The sequence below is a fragment of the Ewingella sp. AOP8-B2-18 genome, from assembly GCF_052376015.1.
GTDB lineage: Bacteria > Pseudomonadota > Gammaproteobacteria > Enterobacterales > Enterobacteriaceae > Ewingella > Ewingella allii.
Genome location: NZ_JBQSVB010000002.1, coordinates 463,796 through 483,056 on the forward strand (window position 1 = coordinate 463,796; position 19,261 = coordinate 483,056).

At 56.9% G+C, this 19,261-nt stretch carries 15 protein-coding genes; 8 read left to right on the top strand and 7 right to left on the bottom strand.

Annotated elements, in window-relative coordinates; translation table 11 throughout:
- Positions 1-11 precede the first annotated feature (11 nt).
- On the bottom strand, positions 12-584 hold the full coding sequence (locus ACT3RR_RS06365; protein WP_441656044.1) for a nucleotidyltransferase family protein: 573 nt from the start codon (positions 582-584) through the stop codon (positions 12-14).
- 160 nt (positions 585-744) lie between these two features.
- Positions 745-4,188 carry a transcription-repair coupling factor gene (gene mfd, locus ACT3RR_RS06370; RefSeq protein WP_353503991.1) on the bottom strand — a complete coding sequence of 1,148 codons (3,444 nt, stop codon included), beginning with the start codon at positions 4,186-4,188 and terminating at the stop codon, positions 745-747.
- 215 nt (positions 4,189-4,403) lie between these two features.
- Here mfd and lolC point away from each other — a divergent pair, with 215 nt between their 5' ends.
- The 5 genes from lolC to pepT all read left to right on the top strand — a co-directional run bounded on the left by lolC (position 4,404) and on the right by pepT (position 9,856).
- On the top strand, positions 4,404-5,606 hold the full coding sequence (gene lolC / locus ACT3RR_RS06375; protein ID WP_496199967.1) for a lipoprotein-releasing ABC transporter permease subunit LolC: 1,203 nt from the start codon (positions 4,404-4,406) through the stop codon (positions 5,604-5,606).
- Positions 5,599-6,321, top strand: coding sequence for a lipoprotein-releasing ABC transporter ATP-binding protein LolD (lolD, locus tag ACT3RR_RS06380; protein ID WP_034791345.1), 723 nt, complete (start codon positions 5,599-5,601; stop codon positions 6,319-6,321). Before lolC ends, lolD begins: the two co-directional genes overlap by 8 nt.
- Positions 6,321-7,571 (top strand): lipoprotein-releasing ABC transporter permease subunit LolE, encoded by a 1,251-nt coding sequence (gene lolE / locus ACT3RR_RS06385; RefSeq protein ID WP_353502531.1) that lies wholly within the window; start codon positions 6,321-6,323, stop codon positions 7,569-7,571. The genes lolD and lolE overlap by 1 nt, the downstream gene beginning before the upstream one ends.
- Positions 7,572-7,640: 69 nt before the next feature.
- Complete coding sequence (gene cobB, locus ACT3RR_RS06390; RefSeq protein WP_353502530.1) at positions 7,641-8,471, top strand: Sir2 family NAD+-dependent deacetylase; 831 nt, start codon at positions 7,641-7,643, stop codon at positions 8,469-8,471.
- A 152-nt stretch (positions 8,472-8,623) separates the two neighbouring features.
- On the top strand, positions 8,624-9,856 hold the full coding sequence (pepT, locus tag ACT3RR_RS06395; protein ID WP_353502529.1) for a peptidase T: 1,233 nt from the start codon (positions 8,624-8,626) through the stop codon (positions 9,854-9,856).
- Between the two features lie 81 nt (positions 9,857-9,937).
- Here pepT and ACT3RR_RS06400 read toward each other — a convergent pair whose 3' ends face one another.
- From ACT3RR_RS06400 to phoP, 3 genes are all read right to left on the bottom strand, one after another.
- The gene (locus tag ACT3RR_RS06400; RefSeq protein WP_353502528.1) at positions 9,938-11,059 is read right to left on the bottom strand and encodes a ribosomal protein uL16 3-hydroxylase; all 1,122 of its coding nucleotides are present in this window, start codon (positions 11,057-11,059) and stop codon (positions 9,938-9,940) included.
- A 128-nt stretch (positions 11,060-11,187) separates the two neighbouring features.
- Positions 11,188-12,642 carry a two-component system sensor histidine kinase PhoQ gene (phoQ, locus tag ACT3RR_RS06405; RefSeq protein WP_396130349.1) on the bottom strand — a complete coding sequence of 485 codons (1,455 nt, stop codon included), beginning with the start codon at positions 12,640-12,642 and terminating at the stop codon, positions 11,188-11,190.
- A 19-nt stretch (positions 12,643-12,661) separates the two neighbouring features.
- The gene (phoP, locus tag ACT3RR_RS06410; protein WP_353502526.1) at positions 12,662-13,336 is read right to left on the bottom strand and encodes a two-component system response regulator PhoP; all 675 of its coding nucleotides are present in this window, start codon (positions 13,334-13,336) and stop codon (positions 12,662-12,664) included.
- Positions 13,337-13,711: 375 nt separating this feature from the next.
- Here phoP and ACT3RR_RS06415 point away from each other — a divergent pair, with 375 nt between their 5' ends.
- The 3 genes from ACT3RR_RS06415 (at position 13,712) to ACT3RR_RS06425 (ending at position 17,011) form a co-directional block, all read left to right on the top strand.
- The gene (locus tag ACT3RR_RS06415; RefSeq protein ID WP_353502525.1) at positions 13,712-14,962 is read left to right on the top strand and encodes a nucleoside permease; all 1,251 of its coding nucleotides are present in this window, start codon (positions 13,712-13,714) and stop codon (positions 14,960-14,962) included.
- A 61-nt stretch (positions 14,963-15,023) separates the two neighbouring features.
- Entirely contained in the window at positions 15,024-16,043 is a 1,020-nt protein-coding gene (locus ACT3RR_RS06420; RefSeq protein ID WP_496199968.1) for an ADP-ribosylglycohydrolase family protein, read from the top strand.
- Positions 16,040-17,011: a PfkB family carbohydrate kinase gene (locus ACT3RR_RS06425; RefSeq protein ID WP_496199969.1), complete on the top strand. Its 972-nt coding sequence runs from the start codon at positions 16,040-16,042 to the stop codon at positions 17,009-17,011. Before ACT3RR_RS06420 ends, ACT3RR_RS06425 begins: the two co-directional genes overlap by 4 nt.
- Here the strand turns inward: ACT3RR_RS06425 and ACT3RR_RS06430 are convergent.
- A complete protein-coding gene (locus ACT3RR_RS06430) occupies positions 17,008-17,769 on the bottom strand; it encodes a GntR family transcriptional regulator (protein ID WP_496199970.1) in 762 nt (253 codons plus the stop codon). The two genes, ACT3RR_RS06425 and ACT3RR_RS06430, sit on opposite strands and share 4 nt — an antisense overlap.
- Positions 17,770-17,885: 116 nt before the next feature.
- Positions 17,886-19,256 (bottom strand): adenylosuccinate lyase, encoded by a 1,371-nt coding sequence (purB, locus tag ACT3RR_RS06435; protein WP_396130354.1) that lies wholly within the window; start codon positions 19,254-19,256, stop codon positions 17,886-17,888.
- Between the last annotated feature and the right edge of the window lie 5 nt (positions 19,257-19,261).

A 19,261-nucleotide genomic window follows, 5' to 3' on the forward strand; every position in this document is an offset into this window, starting at 1 on the left:
AGAATTCCTGTCTAAAGCGCGTTACCAAGCTGGGCGGGAAGATCGATATCGATGAAGGTCGTAGGGCCGTCGGCGGCGATGGCCAGCGCGGGGTATCTCTTCAGCAGTTCGCGAGCGCCCGCGTCGCCGCGCAGGGCAAGCAGCTCGTCGCGCAGCATGCTGCTAAAGCCGACCGGATGGCCCGGCTGCTCTTGCCAGTAAGGGCGTGCAGTGCAGGTTTTTTGCAACGCCTGAGAGACGCGCAGGAAGAGGGCGGCGGGCACGAAAGGCATGTCGGCGAGATGCACCAGCCAGCCGGACCAGTGCTGGGTAGCCTTTACCCCGGCGGCAATGGAGTCGCCACTTCCGGCGCTGTCGAGCAGGGTGGTGGTCACGCCAGCCTTGGCGCATTCGGCCTGCACCTGTTGGTTGTCAGGGCGAGTGACGACATGCACCGGCAATCCGCTGGTCAGCGCCTGCTGTAAGGTCGTGGCGAAGAGGCTTGATGTGTTGCCCGGCAGGCTGGCGTTGAGCTTATTACCTTGGCCTCCGGCGGCGCGGAAGCGGCTGGCGCTACCGGCAGCCAGTAAAATTATCCCTATCACTGCTAATCCCTTGGTTTGCTGGCTGGAGTCTAAAATACACGGTTAGTGTAAATGAATTCTTAAAAAAGGGTTTTGACCGATGATGTTGTTCACCGAGAAAGGCATAAAAAAGCCTGTGGCAGCATTGGCTGACACAGGCTTTGGGTGAAGCTTTTAGCGGTTAAACCAGATGCTCGCTAAAGGCTTCCAGTAGATCATCAACAAATTTCAAACGCTTTGGCCGGTCCGTCAGGTCAATCATGAACTTCAGCTTGGTCGGCCCGTCGAGGCGATATACCTGCGGCTGTTTCTGCAACAGGCCAATCAGATAGCCCGGATCGACGCGGTTCTTCTCGCTGAACTCCACAAAGCCGCCGCGCTCATTGCCCTCAATACGCTTGATGCCCAGCTCTTTGGCCTTCAGGCGCAGCACGGCGATGTGTAGCAGGTTGCGCGCGCCGTCCGGCAGGGTGCCAAAACGGTCAATCAGCTCAACGCGCAGCTCGTCCACTTCCCCTTCGCTACGGGCGCTGGCGATGCGTTTGTACAGCGACAGGCGAGTGTTGACGTCAGGGATGAAATCCTCCGGCAGCAGGGCCGGCATGCGCATTTCGACATCGGTTTGGCTGGTGGTTAAATCTTCCAGCGACGGCTCGCGGCCCTCTTTCAGCGCCTCGACGGCGTTCTCCAACAACTCCATGTACAGCGTGAAGCCGATGCTGGTCATCTGGCCGCTTTGGCCTTCTCCCAGCAGCTCACCGGCCCCGCGAATTTCCAAATCATGGGTCGCCAGCGCGAAGCCTGCGCCGAGATCTTCCAGTGATGCAATGGCTTCCAGGCGCTTGTGGGCGTCGGTAGACATGGCTTTTGGCGGCGGCGTCAGCAGGTAGGCATAGGCCTGATGGTGCGAACGGCCGACGCGACCGCGCAGCTGGTGCAGCTGCGCCAGGCCGAGGTGGTCGGCGCGCTCAATGATAATGGTGTTGGCGCTCGGAATATCGATACCGGTTTCGATGATCGTGGTGCAGACCAGCACGTTAAAACGCTGATGGTGGAAATCATTCATCACCCGTTCAAGGTCGCGTTCGCGCATCTGGCCGTGCCCAATGGCAATGCGCGCTTCCGGCACCAGCTCCGCCAGCCGGTCGGCGGCTTTTTCAATGTTTTCAACATCGTTGTACAGGTAGTAAACCTGCCCGCCGCGCAGCACTTCGCGCAGAATCGCCTCGCGAACCACCAGACTGTCGTACTCGCGCACGAAGGTTTTCACCGCCAGACGGCGCGCCGGTGGCGTGGCGATAATCGACAGGTCGCGCATGCCGCTCATCGCCATATTCAGCGTACGTGGGATAGGGGTGGCGGTCAGCGTCAGGATGTCCACATCGGCGCGCATCGCCTTAATTCGCTCTTTGTGGCGCACGCCGAATCGGTGCTCTTCGTCGACAATCAGCAGGCCGAGGTCTTTCCAGTGCAAATCGCTCTGCAACAGCTTGTGGGTGCCGATAATGATATCCACCTTGCCGTCCACCGCCTGCTCCAGCACCGCGTTTTGCTCTTTGGCGCTGCGAAAGCGCGACATCATCTCAATGCGAATCGGCCAATTGGCAAAGCGGTCGCGGAAGTTGTCGAAGTGCTGCTGCGCCAGCAGGGTAGTTGGCACCAGCACCGCCACCTGCTTGTTATTCGATACCGCCAGAAACGCGGCGCGCATCGCCACTTCGGTCTTGCCGAAGCCGACGTCGCCACACACCAGACGGTCCATCGCCAGCGGCTGGGTCATGTCGGTGAGCACGGCGTTGATAGCCTGCGCCTGGTCCGGCGTGGTTTCGAACGGGAAGCTCTGGCAGAACAGCTGGTACTGCTCCTTGTCATGCTTGAAGGCAAAACCGCTTTTGGCTTCGCGCTGGGCGTAGATATCCAACAGCTCTGCGGCGACGTCGCGCACTTTCTCGGCGGCTTTTTGTCGTGCTTTCGACCAGGCTTCGCCACCCAGTTTGTGCAGCGGGGCGCTTTCATCCGCGCCACCGGCGTAGCGGCTGATCATGTGCAGGGAGGAAACCGGCACGTACAGCTTGTCTTCGCCCGAATAGGTCAGGATCAGGTATTCGGCGGTGAAACCGCCAGTTTCCAGCGTAGTTAGGCCCTGATAGCGCCCGACGCCGTGCTCCATATGCACCACCGGCTGGCCGGGGCGCAGCTCGGCGAGGTTGCGGATCAGCGTGTCGGTGTTGATGGCGCGGCGGCTGTCCTGACGGCGGCGGGCGACGCGTTCGCCCAGCAGATCGCTTTCGCAAATCAGCGCCAGCTGTTTGTCGCTGTCGAGGAAACCGCGTTCGCAGGCGCCAATCATAATGTAGCGGCCCGCCGTGGCGGCCTGCTCAATGCGGGTGATCAGCGTCGGGTTAAGCTTGATACGGGCCAGCAGGTCTTGCAGTGTTTCGCGGCGTCCCTCGCTTTCAACCGAGAACACCAGACTGCCGCTGAACGACTCATTAAAGCGGCGCAAATTGTCTAGCGGCGCTTTGTTTTGCGGCTGAACCGACAAGTCCGGCAGGGCCTGATAGCTCAGGTTGGTATTGGCGGCTTTCTTCGGCAACTCTTCCGTTTTTAACTGAATGCGCGGCCACGCTTTCAGCTCGCTAAACAGGGAATCCACCCGCAGCCACAGGGCTTCAGGCTCGAGCAGCGGGCGCATTGGGTCAACGCGGCGGCTCTCGTAGCGCTGGTTGGCGTCGAGCCAGAAACGCTCGGCTGCGCCTTCTAAATCGCCGGTATTCAGCAGCAGGGTGTTTTTTGGCAGATAGCTAAACAGCGTGCTTAAAGGCTGGCTGAAGAACAGCGGCTGCCAGTACTCGATCCCCGCCGGGAAGGTGCCTTTGCTGACTTGCTGATAAACGTGCTCAGCGTCGCGGCGCACTTCGAACTTTTCGCGCCACTGGCTGCGGAACAGCTCGATGGCATTTTTGTCGGTCGGGAATTCGTGCGCCGGCAGCAGGTTAATCTGCTCCACTTCGCTTAGCGTGCGCTGGGTATCGACGTCGAACACGCGCAGACTGTCGATTTCATCATCAAAGAAGTCGATGCGATAAGGCTCGTCGCTGCCCATCGGGTAGAGGTCGAGCAGGGCGCCGCGGGTGGCGAATTCGCCGTGCTCCATCACCTGATCGACGCTGCGATACCCCGCCTGTTCGAGCTGGGCGCGCAGTTTGTCGCGGGAGAGCTGCTGGCCTTTCTTCATCACCAGTGCGTGGCCGTGCAAGAATTCGTGCGGGCAAACCCGCTGCATCAGCGTGTTGACCGGCAGAATAATGATGCCGCGTTCGAGGGTCGGCAGCTGGTACAGGCTGGAAAGGCGCGAGGAGATTATCTCCTGATGCGGCGAGAAGCTGTCGTATGGCAGCGTTTCCCAGTCGGAAATATTGATCACTTTCAGGTCGGTGAACTGCTGAATTTCATCGCGCAGGCGCAGGGCATTTTGCATGTCGGGCGCAATAAGCATCACCGGACCTGCATGGCGCTCGCTGATGTCGGCACATTCCAGCGCGCAGGCTGAGCCAGTCAGTTGGCCCAGAACTCGGGTGTCACCAGCGCGTTCAGGCAAAGAATAACGATGATCTTGAGGCATAGGCAGTGTTGTTATCTCGTTGTCGGCGGCCATAGGGACCTGATTTACAGAGCGTATCTTGCGACGTGCTCCTAATCGGGGTCAACCCGAATTATTTTGGGCAGAAAGCTTAAAGGTTTAACCGATTACTTTAGGTATTATGGTTCCATAAAGCCAAGCGAGCCTTTATTATCCTTGACAACTTTTGTCTTCGCCACGCACTTAATACGGATGTCATGTATCAACCTGTCGCGTTATTCATAGGTCTGCGCTATATGCGCGGACGTGCTTCAGACCGCTTTGGGCGGTTTGTCTCCTGGCTTTCTACTATTGGTATCACCCTCGGGGTGATGGCACTGGTCACTGTCTTGTCGGTCATGAACGGTTTTGAGAAGGATCTGGAAAACAACATTCTGGGTCTGATGCCTCAGGCGTTAGTCACCACAGCACAGGGTTCGCTGGATCCGCAGAAAATCAACCATGACGCCGTCGCCGGACTGAAAGGCGTCAACCGCGCCGTGCCTTTCACCACTGGCGATGTGGTGCTGCAAAGCCCGGGTAGCGTCGCCGTTGGCGTGATGCTCGGAGTCAATCCTGAGGAAAAAGATCCGCTGTCGAACTACATGGTGGCGGTCAATCAACAGGTGCTGCAACCCGGTCAGTACAACATCATTCTTGGCGATCAGCTGGCACAACAGTTGAAAGTGAAACGCGGCGACCAGCTGCGCCTGATGGTCACCAGCGTCAGCCAGTTCACGCCGATGGGCCGCATTCCAAGCCAGCGCCTGTTTACCGTGGCGGGCACCTTTGCTGCGAACAGTGAAGTAGATGGCTACCAGATGCTGGTTAACCAGCAGGATGCCTCGCGCCTGATGCTCTATCCGAAAGGCAACGTGACCGGCTGGCGTCTTTACCTCAACCAGCCGTTGGATGTGGATAACCTGAGCACCCAAACCCTGCCGCAGGGCACCGAGTGGAAAGATTGGCGCGAGCGTCGCGGCGAGCTGTTCCAGGCCGTGCGCATGGAGAAGAACATGATGGGCCTGCTGCTCAGCCTGATTGTGGCAGTCGCCGCGTTTAACATCATTACTTCTCTCGGCCTGCTGGTGATGGAGAAGCAGGGCGAAGTGGCGATTCTGAAAACTCAGGGTCTGACCCGTCGCCAGATTATGGCGCTATTTATGGTGCAGGGCGCGAGTGCCGGGATCATCGGCGCGCTGCTCGGTGCCGTGCTTGGCTTGGTGCTGGCGACCCAGCTCAACACCATTATGCCAGCTCTTGGCCTGATGCTGGACGGCGGCTCACTGCCGGTCGATATCGAACCTATGCAAGTCGTGGTCATCGCGCTGGTCGCCATGGTCATCGCTCTACTGTCTACGCTTTACCCTTCGTGGCGCGCAGCTGCCGCCCAACCCGCAGAGGCTTTACGTTATGAGTAACATTTTATCGTCGCAGGGCGGAATCTTATTGCAGTGCGAAAACCTCTGTAAGACCTATCAGGAAGGCAAAATGCACACCGACGTGCTGCGCGATGTCTCTTTCGCCATTCAACAGGGCGAAATGATGGCCATCGTCGGCAGTTCGGGATCGGGTAAAAGTACCTTGCTGCACCTGCTGGGCGGGCTAGACTCTCCAACCTCGGGTGACGTGGTATTCAAAAACACCTCGCTCAACACCATGTCTTCTGCCGCCAAGGCCGAGCTGCGTAACCGCGAGCTGGGCTTTATCTATCAGTTCCACCACCTGCTGCCGGACTTCACTGCGTTGGAAAACGTGGCCATGCCGCTGCTGATTGGCAAAGGCAAGAAGGCCGAAGTGGAAGAGAAAGCCATGGCGATGCTGGCGGCAGTGGGCTTACAGCACCGCAGCAAACACCGCCCGTCCGAGCTGTCCGGCGGTGAGCGTCAGCGCGTCGCCATTGCCCGCGCGCTGGTTAACAGCCCGTCGCTGGTGCTGGCCGATGAGCCAACCGGTAACCTCGACCAGAAAAACGCTGATAGTATCTTCGACCTGCTCGGCGAGCTGAATGTCCGTCAGGGCACGGCGTTTCTGGTGGTCACCCATGACCTGCAACTGGCGAAACGGATGAATCGCCAGCTGGAGATGCGTGACGGCAAGCTGCAACAGGACTCGACCCTGCTGGGAGCGAAGTAATGTCAGCTATTCCCTTTTCTCTATTAATTGGCCTGCGTTTTAGTCGCGGGCGTCGCCGTAGCGGCATGGTGTCGCTGATTTCGGTTATCTCCACGCTGGGTATCGCCCTTGGCGTGGCAGTGCTGATCGTCGGTCTAAGCGCGATGAACGGCTTTGAACGTGAGCTAAAAGAGCGCGTTCTTGCCGTGGTGCCGCATGGTGAAATTCGCCCGGTTAATCAGCCTTTCAATGGCTGGCAGGGCGTGCTGGAGCGCGTAGAAAAAGTGCCCGGCATTGCCGCCGCCGCCCCTTATATTGAATTTAACGGTCTGATTGAGCACGGCGCTAAGCTGCGCGCCATCAAGCTGAAAGGGGTGGATCCGCAGCAGGAATCACGCGTCAGCGCTGCGCCAAACTTCGTGCAGGGCGATGCCTGGAAAAACTTTAAAGCCGGTGAACAGCAGCTGATTCTGGGTAAAGGCGTGGCGGATGCCATTGGCGTGAAGCAGGATGACTGGGTCACCGTGATGGTGCCGAACAGCGACCCTGAAATGAAGCTGTTGCAGCCTAAGCGCATTCGCCTGCACGTTACCGGTATCCTGCAACTCAGTGGCCAGCTGGACCACAGCTTTGCCATGGTGCCGCTGGCGGATGCCCAGCAGTATCAGGAAATGGGCAGCAGCGTCACCGGGATTGATATCAAAGTTAATGACGTATTTGCCGCGCAAAAGCTGGTGCGAGATGCGGGCGAAGTGACCCACGCTTATGTCTACATCAGCAGCTGGATCGGCACTTATGGCTACATGTATCGCGATATTCAGATGGTTCGCGCCATTATGTATATGGCGATGGTGTTAGTCATCGGAGTGGCATGTTTCAATATCGTGTCTACGCTGGTGATGGCGGTAAAAGATAAAAGTAGCGATATTGCGATTTTGCGCACGCTGGGTGCCAAAGACGGGCTTATTCGCGCGGTGTTCATCTGGTACGGTTTACTTTCCGGGCTGGTGGGCAGCATCGTTGGCGTGGTGGTGGGGGTTATCGCCTCCTTCCAACTGACCAACATCATTAATGCATTGCAGAGCTTCACCGGGCATAAGTTCCTGTCAGGCGATATCTATTTCATCGACTTTTTACCGTCGGAGCTACACTGGATTGACGTAGCGGGCGTACTGTTTACCGCACTGGTACTGAGCCTGCTGGCCAGTTGGTATCCAGCGAGACGAGCCAGCCGGATAGATCCTGCGCGCGTGTTGAGTGGCGGACAGTAATACCAAGACGTCTACTGTTAAAAGTAGGCGTTAGAAGATTTACCTAAGTTTCCAAGAGCAGGAGCACATATGCGCACACGCCATCGTCTGTGTCGATTTCGCAAAAACAAGCGCATACGGCACCAACGTTTTCGCTCAAATATTTTCCATCGAGACAATATGGCCGCCGCATCGCTGAAGCGGCCTTTTGTTGTGGTGCTGACCGGGGCGGGGATCTCCGCTGAGTCTGGCATCCGCACCTTTCGCGCCGCCGACGGCCTGTGGGAAGAGCACAAGGTCGAGGACGTGGCGACGCCGGAAGGCTATCGCAACGATCCTGAACTGGTGCAGGCGTTTTACAACGCTCGCCGCCAGCAGTTGCAAAACGCCGAGATTGAGCCCAACGCGGCGCATCACGCTTTAGCCACGCTCGAAGACGCGCTGGGCGATAACTTTATGCTGGTGACGCAGAACATCGATAACCTGCACGAGCGCGCCGGAAACAAGCGCGTGATGCATATGCACGGTGAATTGCTCAAAGTGCGCTGTACCCACTCCGGTCAAGTGTTCGACTGGCCGGGTGACCTGTCGGTGAATGACAAATGCCACTGTTGCCAGTTCCCCGCGCCGCTGCGCCCGCACGTGGTGTGGTTCGGCGAAATGCCTATTGGCATGGATGAGATTTATCAGGCGCTGGCGAAAGCGGATTTCTTTATCGCTATTGGCACTTCGGGCCATGTCTATCCGGCGGCGGGATTTGTCCACGAAGCCAAGATGGGCGGGGCTTACACCATTGAGCTGAATCTCGAGCCAAGTCAGGTGGAGAGCCAGTTTGATGAACGCAAGTATGGCCTTGCCAGTCAGGTGGTGCCTGAGTTTATTCATGCCTTCCTGACCAAACAAGAAAACGCCTGGCGCTAGCCGGGCTTTTTTTCGTCTGTCATTCCATTTTGCTAAAATTGCGTCTGAGCAGAAGACTTCATTGGCTAAACTCGGTGAAAACTGACCTGACGCAATATCCGAGGTATTCATGCTGCGCATAATAAAACTCGGTCGCTAGAGGATACCTAATTATGGATAAGTTGCTTGATCGTTTCTTACACTACGTTTCGTTTGATACCCAATCGAAGGTCAACGTTCGACACACGCCTAGCACGGAAGGGCAGCTGAAGCTGGCGCGTGAACTTCAGAAAGAATTGATTGCACTCGGCCTTGATCAGGTCACGCTCAGTGACAAAGGCTGCGTGATGGCAACCTTGCCTGGCAATGTCGACTGGCCTGTGCCGACTATCGGCTTTATCTCTCATTTAGACACGGCGCCGGACTTCACGGCGAAGCACGTCAATCCTCAAATTGTTGAAAATTATCGCGGTGGTGATATTGCGCTGGGTAACGGCGACGAAGTGCTTTCGCCGGTGATGTTCCCGGTGCTACACCAGCTGCTGGGCCAGACGCTGATCACCACCGACGGCAAAACCCTGCTCGGCTCGGACGACAAAGCGGGCATCGCCACTATCGTTACCGCCATGGCGCGTCTGAAAAATAGCGCGATCCCGCACGGGCCGCTGCGCATTGCTTTTACCCCAGACGAAGAGATCGGCAAGGGCGCGCAGTCTTTCGACGTCCCGGCTTTTGCCGCCCAATGGGCATACACCGTGGACGGCGGTGGCGTCGGGGAGCTGGAGTTTGAGAATTTCAACGCCGCCTCGGCGACCATCAAAATTGTCGGTAATAATGTCCATCCCGGCAGCGCCAAAGGGGTGATGGTCAACGCCTTGTCGCTGGCGGTACGAATTCATGCCGAACTGCCAGCTGATGAAACACCTGAAAAAACCGAAGGTTACGAAGGTTTCTACCATCTGACGTCGATGAAAGGCTCGGTCGAACGCGCCGAAATGCACTACATTATTCGCGATTTCGATCAGGCGAACTTTGAAGCGCGTAAGCAGAAAATCATCGATATCGCTCATCTGGTGGGCGAAGGGCTGCACCGCGACTGCTATATCGAGGTGACTCTTGATGACCATTATTACAATATGCGCGACAAAGTGGCGCAGCATCCACACATCATTGAAATTGCCAAACAGGCGATGATTGATTGTGAAATCGAACCGCTGATGAAGCCAATTCGCGGCGGCACCGACGGCGCGCAGCTCTCCTTCCGCGGCCTGCCTTGCCCGAACATTTTCACCGGCGGCTACAACTTCCACGGCAAGCATGAGTTTGTCACGCTGGAGGGGATGGAGAAGGCGGTCAGCGTGGTGATGCGTATTGCCGAACTGACGGCCAAGAACGCCAAAAGCTAACTCTGCTTTTCAGCAGGGCGAAACAAAAAGGGTGCGCTCCGCGAGGATACGCACCCTTTTTTATATGGCTAACTTCAACGATTAATCATTGAAGTACCAGTAGCCGCTGTTAACCAAAGCAGAGATCAATGCGAGGAATGACGGGTCATCCAGCGCGTCGCCTAGCATCTCGCGAGTTACCGTCAGGTGACGCGTTAAGGCGTCAGCGGCGGCAACTTGCTCCGTGGTGATAGCTTCGCCATTGACGTAGCACACGTCGCCGATGCGCAACACGCGCAGGCCGCCGAGGCGCTGCAAGGTTTCGCCCGATTCCAGCAGCTCATAAATTTCACCGGCCTGATAAGGCGGCTCCGGCGGCGCTAAGTCAAGCTCGTGGCGCGACTGGGAGATAAACTCGCCAAACCAGCTGTTGAAGTGCTCGGGGTCGCCCGCCAGCTCCAGCATCATATTGCGCAGACCGTCTAGCTCGTTTGGCAGGATTTGCGCCGGGTGCTCGCGCTCAACCAGCTCCGGATCGCCATAACGCTTACTACCAAGCTCGCGGGAGAGCACATAGTCGGCAAAGCCGCTGAGCATTTCGCGGGCGTTCGGCGCGCGGAAACCGACCGAGTAGTTCAGGGCATGTTCCAGCGAGTAGCCTTCGTGCGGGAAGCCCGGCGGAATATAGACGATATCGCCCGGCTCCAGCTCTTCATCAATAATGGCTTCGAACGGCTCAACCTGAAGCAAATCCGGGTGTGGGCAGTGCTGTTTCATGGGGATTTTCTCCCCAACGCGCCAGCGACGGCGGCCGGTACCCTGAATGATAAACACGTCATACTGGTCCAGATGCGGGCCAACGCCGCCGCCCGGCACTGAATAGGAGATCATCAGGTCATCCATACGCCAGTCAGGAATATGGCGGAAAGGACGCATCAGGTGGGAAGAGGGCTCATGCCAATGATCAACCGCCTGAACCAGAATCGACCAGTTATTTTCACCCAGGTGATCATAGCTTTCGAAAGGCCCGTGGCTGACCTGCCAGCGACCGTCTTCATGACTGACCAGACGGCTGTCGACTTCGTTCTCCATCGCCAGTCCGGCCAGTTCGTCTGGAGAGATAGGGTCGATGAAGTTTTTGAAGCCACGTTTAAGAACCACCGGACGTTTTTGCCAATAACGCTGCAAAAAGTCATTCCAGTCCAAGTCGAGTTGATAATCCATAAATGTTTTCCATGGCGTAAATGAGAGTCACTGAGAGGATTATAACGGAAGGCGAGGCGGCTGCATTGGGCAATCGCCTGCAAATTTCATTAATAACCGGCAACTCGGACGAATTGCCGGGAGAAAGCTTAATCGTTGTCCACGTCGTGCTGCTTACCGAAGCAAACCCGCATGCTGGCACCGCCGAGCGGGCTGTCGCCAATAATAATCTGGCCGTCATATTGCTCAATAATTTCACTGGCCAGGGATAAGCCTAAACCTTGGCCGGGGCGCAGCGTATCAGCGCGCTGGCCGCGCTGGAAAATCACTTCGCGTTTGCTTTCTGGAATGCCGGGACCGTCATCTTCAATCAGGATCACCAGCTGTTTTTCGGCATACACGGCGCTGATTTCCACAAACTCCAGACAGTATTTGCAGGCGTTATCGATGACATTACCCATCACTTCGATAAAGTCATTTTTCTCGCCAATAAAGGTGATTTCTGGCGAGATATCCAGCGTCAGCGCCACGCCTTTACGCTGATAAACCTTATTCAGTGCAGAACACAAGCTGTCGAGCAGGCCGGGTACCGAATGTACTTCGCGCACCAAAATATTGTGTTCTGAACGCAAAGTGGCGCGATGCAAATAGTAGCCAATTTGCTGCGAAATGCGGCTAATTTGCTCCAGCATCACGGGTTCTGCCTGTTCGATGGTCATCTGCTTGCCGTTACGCAGAGAGCGCAGCGTGGACTGCAACACTGCCAGCGGCGTCTTCAGGCTGTGGGTCAAATCCGCCAGCGTAGTGCGGTAGCGGTCATAGCGTTCGCGCTCGCCGTGCAGCAGAGTATTAAGATTGCGCACCAAGCCTTTCAACTCGCTCGGCGGGTTTTCATCCAAGGCTTCGCGCTCGTGGGTTTCCAGCTCAGCCACTTGCCGGATCAGCGCCTTAATGGGCCGCAGGCTCCAGTAGGCCGCCAGCCACAGCAGCGGGATAACCAGCAGCAAGTTGGCGATCAGCACATAGCTGAACCACTCCCACACCAAATCGGAACGCTGTAGCTCTTGCGGGATGGTATCTACCACCACGATATTCAGCGCGGGCAGGCGCGAGGTGGCCGAGTAAGTATTTACCGCAATGGAGTGGGTGAGGGCGTTGGCGTCAGTGTCGTCATAATTTTTCAGCTTGTCTTTGGCTTGCTGATTATCGCCAATGACCTCGCTACTGACCTGGGTGTCCGTGTCGATTTCGTAGAAACCGGGCTTGTTCATCCACTCTTTGTCGATATGCGTCTCAAGCTCCGGCACGCGGCGCTGGGCCCACAGCAGGTTGCCTTTGTCGTCATAGATAAAGACTAAGGTTGGCGAGTTGAGATCCAAATCTGGCGGCACATTGATTGTCAGCTTGTTATCGCGCCACTGGGCAAGGCTGAAGAACAGATTACTTTCACCGCGTAGGAGGCGGTAGGCGGTTTTGTCGAAGCTGACCATATAGCCGACCACCGCCACCAGCCCGTAAGCCAGTGACAGCGCCAGCACCACGCCAGCGGTGGCGACCATAAAACGCGAGCGCAGTGAGAAGGGCTTTCCTTTGCGAAATCTCATAAAAGTGTGCTCGACGGCGTTACGGACGAATGTCGAAACGATAACCCTGACCGCGCACGGTGGTTATCACGTCGGTAGGATATTCAGCCTGCAATTTTTTGCGTAAACGGCCCATCAATACGTCAACGGTGTGACTCTCACGCAGCTCGGCATCAGGATACAATTGCAGCATCAGGGAATCCTTGCTGACCACTTTACCGGCATTGCGGATCAGGGTTTCAATGATGGTGTACTCAAAGGCGGTCAGTTTGACCGGCTGTTCGCTGACGGTAAGTTCGCGGCGCGACAGGTCAATCTGGAAAGGTGCGAGGGTGATCACCTGTGACGCCAGGCCGCTGTTGCGGCGCATCAGTGCCTGCATGCGGGCGATAACCTCTTCCAAATGGAAAGGTTTGGTGACGTAATCGTCAGCACCCGCTTCCAGCACGGCCACTTTGTCCTGCCAGCTTTCGCGAGCGGTCAGCACCAGAATCGGCAATTTTGCCTGATGGCTACGCCAGCGTTGGATCAGGCTCAGGCCATCTTCACCGGGCAGGCCGAGGTCAACGATGGCAATATCCGGCGCGTGTTCCTGCAAAAAGTAGTCGGCTTCCTTGGCGTCTTCAGCAGCATCAACCTGATGGCCCATTTCGCGCATTTGCACCGAGAGGTGATGGCGCAGCAGCGCATTGTCTTCGACAACCAGAATTCGCATAACAACTCCTTTTTAATGCAGGGTACAACGAACCCCGGCCAATATTTGCATGGTGATCCCGAGGTTGTTAGCGCGAGTAAGAGGCATTGTTCCGCCCATTTGGCTGAAATCTCGAGGATAAATCGTGACACAACTCTAACGTATCCAGAAACATTTGCTTCAACGCCAGATAAACACGACGGGGGGTAACTTAAATGAAAGCCAAACCAATTATAAACGCCCCTCTGGAGTGATGACAGGAAATGTGAGAAAGATCGCGGTAAGATTTTAAATGTATTATTAAGGTATTATAAAGGTATCTGATAGATGCCTTTATCTGCCTGTAGCCGACCTGAGATTCGTGCTAAAGGTGTCTCATTCAGCAAGGATATAATAATGAAACGTACCCATCTGAAGCTGTCCGTCATGATGTTTATTGAATGGTTTATCTGGGGGGCGTGGTTTGTGCCTCTCTGGCAATACCTCAATAAACTGGGCTTTAGCCCATCTGAAATCGCCTGGTCTTATAGCAGCACCGCCATCGCCGCTATTCTCTCGCCGGTATTGGTAGGGGTTATCGCTGACCGCTATTTTGCCGCGCAAAAGGTTCTCGCCTGGCTCTTATTGGCAGGGGGCGCGTTGATGTGTTTCATCGCGCTGCAAACCCAATTCTCCTCTTTCTTCCCGCTGCTGGTGGTCTATGCCATCACCTACATGCCTACCGTGGCGCTGACTAATAGCATCGCGTTCGCCAACATTGGCGATCCCGAAAAAGAGTTCCCGCGCATCCGCGTACTGGGCACCTTGGGCTGGATTGCCTCGGGCCTGTTCATCGGTTTTGTCCTGCCACCGATGCTCGGCATGGGCAATATCTCTGATACCAACCTGCCACTGTGGCTGACCGCCGCGGCCTCTATCGCGCTGGGGCTTTATAGCTTCTGGCTGCCGGATACGCCTGCCAAGGGCAGTGGCCCGGTGGATATCAAGGCGCTGTTTGGCCTGAATGCGCTGGCGATGCTGAAAGACCGTTCTTTCGCGATTTTCGCGCTTTGCTCCTTCCTGTTCTGCATGCCGCTGGCGTTTTACTACCAGTTCGCCAACGGCTATCTGACGCAGGTCGGGCTGAATGAAGCCACCGGCTGGATGACGCTGGGTCAGGTTTCGGAGATTTTTGCACTGCTTGCCTTGCCGCTGCTGCTTAAACGCTTCGGCATCAAGAAGGTTCTGATGCTCGGCTTCATCACGGCGGCCATTCGCTACATCTTCTTTATCTACGGCGGCACCGAGGATGTGTGGGGCTACAGCATGCTGTTCCTCGGCATCCTACTGCACGGCGTGAGCTACGACTTCTATTTCGTCACCGGCTATATCTATGTCGATAAAAAAGCCCCGGCGCACATGCGCACCGCGGCACAGGGGCTGATCACCTTAATTTGCCAAGGGCTGGGCAGCTTTATCGGCAACTGGCTGGGGGGCCGCGCGATGACCACTTTCGCCCTGACTACGCCGCGCAACGGCATGACCTTCGACTGGTTCGCCGTGTGGGGCGTTGGCGCAGCGATGGTGGTCGCGGTGATGCTGTTATTCCTGCTGTTCTTCCGTGAGCGCAGCAAAACGATTGAACCGGTAACACTGGCACGTTCTTGATTTTAATGATTTCTCTGGCGGGCGCGCTGCTCGCCAGTGGTCCTATTTATGGAGATAACAGATGCAACAGATAACCCGCGAAAACCGCATTCTTGGCGCGCTCTATGGGCAAATGCTGGGCGACGCCTTGGGTATGCCGTCAGAGCTTTGGCCGCGTGAACGGGTGAAAAAGCATTTTGGCTGGATTGACCGTTTTCTTGATGGCCCGGCTGAAAACAACGCTGCCTGCTACTTTACCGCCGCGCAGTTTACCGACGACACTTCCATGGCGCTGGCGCTGGCCGATGCCCTGATTGAAGCCGATGGCGAAGTGGTGCCGGAGCTGATTGCCCGCAACGTCATTCGCTGGGTTGATGGCTTTGACGCCTTTAACAAAAACATTCTGGGACCAAGCTCAAAGCTGGCGCTGGCCGAGCAGAAGAAGGGCGTGGCGATCAGTGAGCTTGAGAACAACGGCGTGACCAACGGCGCGGCGATGCGCGTTTCGCCACTGGGCTGCGTGCTGCCTTCTGCGCCGCTGGAGCACTTCTGCCAACAGGTGTGGCTGGCCTCCAGCCCGACCCATAAGTCAGATATCGCGGTGGCCGGTGCCGTAGTGATTGCCTGGGCGGTGTCTAAGGCGATTGAAGGAGCGGGCTGGGCGGAGATTCGTCTGGCCCTGCCGGACATTGCCAAATACGCCCAGACCCGCCAGAGCACCACCTTCAGCGCCTCTTTGGCCGCTCGCATCGAGTTGGCGCTCGACGTGGTGGCGAAATCCACCGGCAGCGAGCAGGCTTCCGAGCAGGTTTACCAGCTGGTGGGCGCGGGAGTGAGCACCATTGAGTCGGTTCCGGCGGCAATCGCCATGGTTGAACTGGCCGAAGGCTGCCCGAACCGCTGCGCCGTGCTGTGCGCCAACTTGGGTGGAGATACCGACACCATCGGCGCAATGGCGACGGCGATCTGCGGCGCCTTGCAGGGCATTGACGCCTTCGACGCGCAGTACCTTGCCGAATTAAAACGCGTCAATCCGCTGGATATGACCACCTACAGCAGCGCCTTCCTGCGCTTCCGCCAGTGCGCTGAGGGGGCGGCATGAGCAACCAGCACGGCGAACTGCTTCACACACTGATGCAGGGGAACTGGCACCAGCAGTGCCGGGTGACGGTGGTCGGCGCGGCGGTAATGGACATGGTGGCGCACGCCGATGCTCTGCCGGAGCGCGGTGGCGACACCGCTGCCAGCGTGTCGGGGTTTCACCTCGGCGGCTGCGCGCTCAATATCGCCCTCGGCCTGAAACAGCTGGGGATCAACAGCCACAACCTGCTGCCGCTGGGAGAGGGCATGTGGGCCACACGCCTGCGTGATGAAATGGCCCAGCGCGGCATTCAGTCTGACTTGCAGGTCGGCGGCGCGGATAACGGCTGGTGCCTGGCGCTGGTGGAACCCGACGGTGAACGCACTTTTATCTCCATCGACGGCGTCGAGAACCAGTGGCAGACCGCGTGGCTGGAGAACCGCACGCCGACCAGCGGGCTGGTGTATCTCTCCGGCTATCAGCTAGGCGCCAAACAGGGCGGGGTGCTGGTGGCGTGGATGCAGGCGCTGCCCGCCGAGGTGCGCGTGGTGCTGGACCTAGGCCCGCGTCTCGACACCATGTCGCCAGAGTTCATCGACGGGCTGCTGCGTCCGGGGGTGATCATGACCCTCAATCAGCGCGAAGCGGGCCTGCTCGGCTATCGCGACGACGAAGAGCATTTCTGCCGCCAGCTGCACGGCAAAACCGGCGAACTGGTAGTGCTGCGCTGCGGCGCGAAGGGGAGTTACTACTTTGGCGGGGAAAGCGACCACGGCTGGATTGCGCCGCGCAAAGTGACCATGGTGGACAGCATTGGCGCGGGCGACAGCCACTGCGCCGGGCTGCTGGCGGGGCTATCCCTGGGATTAAGCCACTGGCAGAGCATGATGCTGGCGAACTGCGTGGCGGCCTACGTGGTGTCTAAGCCGGGTGGCGACTGTGCGCCGACGCTGGCCCAGCTCGCCAATGAGATGAGCCGCGAGGATTAATCCTCGCTGATAAATTCGTACATGTCGCTGCGACAGAAGCTTTCACTGTACTCGATGGGGCGGTTTTGCCCATCGAACAGGGTTTGGCGAATGATTAAGATCGGCATCGGGGTTTTCAACTGGAGCGATTGCATCAGTTCGTCGTCAGACATGGCGGCACTGACGCGGCTTTGCAGCGCGCCTAACTCGATGTTATTGCGGTGGAAATAGTCGTAGAGCGAAACGCCGATATCCTGCACGTCGGCAATGGCGTCCACCACCACGTAGGAGAGGGCGACGGACATCGGGCGCGTATCAATATAGTGAATACGCTTGAGGCGATAGACCGGCGTACGCTCGGTGATGGCTAATTTGCTGGCGACCAGCGCATCGGCGGGCACCTTTTCGCGGCTGATCCACAGAGTGTCGGGCTTGCGGCCCTGCAGCATTACTTCGCGCGAGAAGCCTTTCACATCGGCCAGCGAATAAGAGAGTTTGGCCTCGCCGGCCTTTTTAATAAAGGTGCCGTAACCGCGCGAACGCCCAATATTGCCTGCTTCTTCCAGCCTCGCCAGTGCCTTGCGCACCGTGATGCGCGAGATCCCCAGCTCTTCGGTGAACTGACGCTCACTGGGTAGAAAATCCCCTTCAGCCAGAACTCCCTCTTTGATCGCCTGCGCGACAACATCGCTAAAACAGAGATAAAGCGGCTGCGTCCCGGCGGCGGCCAGATTTTGTTTGAGAAGCTCGAGTAGGCGTTGGTTGGTGTCCGTGCTCATAAACCGCAGTTTTCCTGTAGCCAGCGTGATTCTAGTAATGGTTTCTATTCTATAACAAAAAAGGCGACCCGCAGGTCGCCTGATATCACTGATTTGCGCTATGTGAAGGCAAAAAGCTATTTCAGCTCGTCAACCATCTTCGCCGCGCGGCCAATGTAGTTGCCCGGCGTCATGGCTTTCAGGCGCACTTTCTCTTCTTCAGGCAGTGGCAGGCCGTCGATGAAACTGTGCATTCCGGCTTCGTCAACGCGCTTACCGCGAGTCAGCTCTTTCAGTTTCTCATAAGGCTTTTCGATGCCGTAGCGGCGCATCACAGTCTGGATCGGCTCAGCCAGCACTTCCCAGTTGTGATCCAGCTCGAAGGCCAGATTGGCTTCGTTCACTTCCAGCTTGCTCACGCCTTTCATGGTGGCCTGATAGGCAATCAGCGCGTAGCCCAAGCCCACGCCGAGGTTACGCAGCACGGTGGAGTCAGTCAGGTCGCGCTGCCAGCGGGAAACCGGCAGTTTGCTCGCCAAGTGTTGCAGCACGGCGTTAGACAGGCCGAGGTTACCTTCGGAGTTTTCGAAATCGATCGGGTTCACTTTGTGCGGCATGGTGGATGAACCGATTTCGCCAGCGATAGTGCGCTGTTTGAAGTGGTTCAGAGCGATGTAGCCCCAGATGTCGCGGTCGAAGTCGATCAGTATAGTATTGAAGCGCGCCACGCAGTCAAACAGCTCGGCGATGTAGTCGTGCGGCTCGATTTGGGTGGTGTACGGATTCCAGGTCACGCCCAATGAAGTCACGAACTCTTCGCTGAATTTATGCCAGTCCACTTCCGGGTAAGCCACGATGTGGGCATTGTAGTTGCCGACCGCGCCGTTAATTTTGCCCAGCACTTCAACCTGTTGCAGCTGTTTGTACTGGCGGTCCATACGGTAGGCGACGTTAGCCAGCTCTTTACCAATGGTGGATGGCGTCGCAGGCTGGCCGTGAGTACGTGACAGCAGCGGGATGTCGCGGAACTGGTGCGCCAGGCCTTTAATGGCATCAATGATTTTCAGCCAGTAAGGAGCAATCACCTCTTCGCGAGCGGTTTTCAGCATCAGCGCGTGGGACAGGTTGTTGATGTCCTCAGAAGTACAGGCGAAGTGGATAAACTCAGACACCGCGTGCAGGGCAGGGATCGCTTCGACTTTTTCTTTCAGGAAATACTCAACGGCTTTAACGTCATGGTTAGTGGTTTTTTCGATGTCTTTGATGCGTTGAGCATCCTTTTCATCAAAATTTGCCACCAACTGGTCAAGGAAAGCGTTTGCGTCAGCATCAAAAGCAGGAACTTCTTTGATTTCTGCGCACGCTGCCAGTTTTTGCAGCCAACGTACTTCAACCTGCACGCGGAATTTCAGCAGGCCAAATTCGCTGAAGATTGCGCGCAGCGCGCTGACTTTATCACCGTAGCGTCCATCAACGGGGGAAACGGCGGTCAGTGAGGATAATTCCATCGGTA

Excerpts from the sequence above, each read along its gene's own strand:
- mfd (WP_353503991.1), bottom strand. The coding sequence starts at position 4,188 with ATGCCTCAAGATCATCGTTATTCTTTGCCTGAACGCGCTGGTGACACC.
- lolC (WP_496199967.1), top strand. The coding sequence starts at position 4,404 with ATGTATCAACCTGTCGCGTTATTCATAGGTCTGCGCTATATGCGCGGA.
- lolD (WP_034791345.1), top strand. The coding sequence starts at position 5,599 with ATGAGTAACATTTTATCGTCGCAGGGCGGAATCTTATTGCAGTGCGAA.
- lolE (WP_353502531.1), top strand. The coding sequence starts at position 6,321 with ATGTCAGCTATTCCCTTTTCTCTATTAATTGGCCTGCGTTTTAGTCGC.
- cobB (WP_353502530.1), top strand. The coding sequence starts at position 7,641 with ATGCGCACACGCCATCGTCTGTGTCGATTTCGCAAAAACAAGCGCATA.
- pepT (WP_353502529.1), top strand. The coding sequence starts at position 8,624 with ATGGATAAGTTGCTTGATCGTTTCTTACACTACGTTTCGTTTGATACC.
- ACT3RR_RS06400 (WP_353502528.1), bottom strand. The coding sequence starts at position 11,059 with ATGGATTATCAACTCGACTTGGACTGGAATGACTTTTTGCAGCGTTAT.
- phoQ (WP_396130349.1), bottom strand. The coding sequence starts at position 12,642 with ATGAGATTTCGCAAAGGAAAGCCCTTCTCACTGCGCTCGCGTTTTATG.
- phoP (WP_353502526.1), bottom strand. The coding sequence starts at position 13,336 with ATGCGAATTCTGGTTGTCGAAGACAATGCGCTGCTGCGCCATCACCTC.
- ACT3RR_RS06415 (WP_353502525.1), top strand. The coding sequence starts at position 13,712 with ATGAAACGTACCCATCTGAAGCTGTCCGTCATGATGTTTATTGAATGG.
- ACT3RR_RS06420 (WP_496199968.1), top strand. The coding sequence starts at position 15,024 with ATGCAACAGATAACCCGCGAAAACCGCATTCTTGGCGCGCTCTATGGG.
- ACT3RR_RS06425 (WP_496199969.1), top strand. The coding sequence starts at position 16,040 with ATGAGCAACCAGCACGGCGAACTGCTTCACACACTGATGCAGGGGAAC.
- ACT3RR_RS06430 (WP_496199970.1), bottom strand. The coding sequence starts at position 17,769 with ATGAGCACGGACACCAACCAACGCCTACTCGAGCTTCTCAAACAAAAT.
- purB (WP_396130354.1), bottom strand. The coding sequence starts at position 19,256 with ATGGAATTATCCTCACTGACCGCCGTTTCCCCCGTTGATGGACGCTAC.